Source organism: Mesorhizobium sp. CO1-1-11 (assembly GCF_020164995.1).
GTDB lineage: Bacteria > Pseudomonadota > Alphaproteobacteria > Rhizobiales > Rhizobiaceae > Mesorhizobium > Mesorhizobium australicum.
This window is the reverse complement of the sequence record NZ_JAIUHE010000055.1, coordinates 1-1,157: the sequence shown is the minus strand read 5'-3', so window position 1 is coordinate 1,157 and position 1,157 is coordinate 1. Positions and strand designations below refer to the sequence as shown.

The window sequence follows — 1,157 nt, the reverse complement described above, 5'->3', positions numbered from 1 at the left end:
CTAGGCCGTAGACTCATTATCGCGTAACCAGAGGCGGACTGCGACGAGTTTGAGAGCGGCAAGATAGTTTTCAGCCAGCTTGTCGTAGCGGGTTGCGATGCGACGGAACTGCTTGGCCTTGTTAAAGAACCGCTCGACGAGGTTGCGCGCCTTGTAGAGGAAAGGGCTGAAGCAGATAGGGTCCTTGCGGTTGGCCTTGGGCGGGATGTTGGCCCATGCCTTTCGCTCGGTGACGACAGTGCGCAAGGCGTTGGCATCATAGCCCTTATCGGCGAGCAGCATGGCACCCTCGGGCAAATCCGTAATCAAGTCCACTGCGGAGGCGATATCACTCATCTGTCCTGCCGTGAGCATCAGCTTGATCGGCCTGCCTTTAGCGTCCACAAGAGCATGGATTTTGGTTGTCAGCCCGCCTCGGGATCGACCAAGACAATGATCTCGATCCCCCTTTTTGCCGTCGCGCCCTGCTGATGGACGCGAACAATGGAGGTATCGATCATTTGCACCTCGCCGTCATGGGCTTTGGTAATATTGGCCATGAGGCGGTCCCATACACCTGCTTTCCGCCATCGGACAAAGCGATTGTAGCAGGTGGTGCGTGGGCCGTATCGCTCTGGCAGATCGCGCCATGGCGCACCGGATCGCAGCACCCAGAAGATGCCGTTGAGCACCCGCCGATCATCGACGCGCGGCACCCCTCGCGGCTTGTTGGGCAACTGCGGCTCTATCACACGCCACTCGAAATCGGTGAGGTCGTATCGGTTCATGGGCAGTCTGAATCACAAACTTGCGCAACATGAAAGCCGCAGGGTTGCGCGAGCACGGTGGAGGCGGACATTATGCCAATCCGCAAATGGACCTGTGAAGAGGTGGCAGATGCAATACGCGACAGGGCAGACGATGAAAGTTGGCGACGAGGTAATTGCCGATGGGATGAGAGGCTTGATTGTCTGCGATTTTGATAACCGCGAGTTTGCAGAAGGCTATGAGACTTGGGACATGCCTACGATCGAAATGATCGGCGGCGGCACTCTGTCATCCGGCGTCATGATCGAAACCGCCGAAGCAGGCATGATCCACTATGTCCAAGGAAGTGGCGTGATCGACCACATCTCATCCCGAAGCCGGTAAACCGCGGCTTATGAGTTCACGGCCTA

At 57.1% G+C, this 1,157-nt stretch carries 1 protein-coding gene and 1 pseudogene; one reads left to right on the top strand and one right to left on the bottom strand.

The genetic code is table 11. The features are described from left to right. Positions 1-767, bottom strand: a pseudogene (locus tag LB554_RS29390) (IS5 family transposase). A gap of 109 nt (positions 768-876) precedes the next feature. Between LB554_RS29390 and LB554_RS29385 the strand changes: the two are divergent. Next, positions 877-1,131, top strand: coding sequence for a hypothetical protein (locus tag LB554_RS29385; RefSeq protein WP_140823880.1), 255 nt, complete (start codon positions 877-879; stop codon positions 1,129-1,131). Positions 1,132-1,157: the final 26 nt, after the last annotated feature.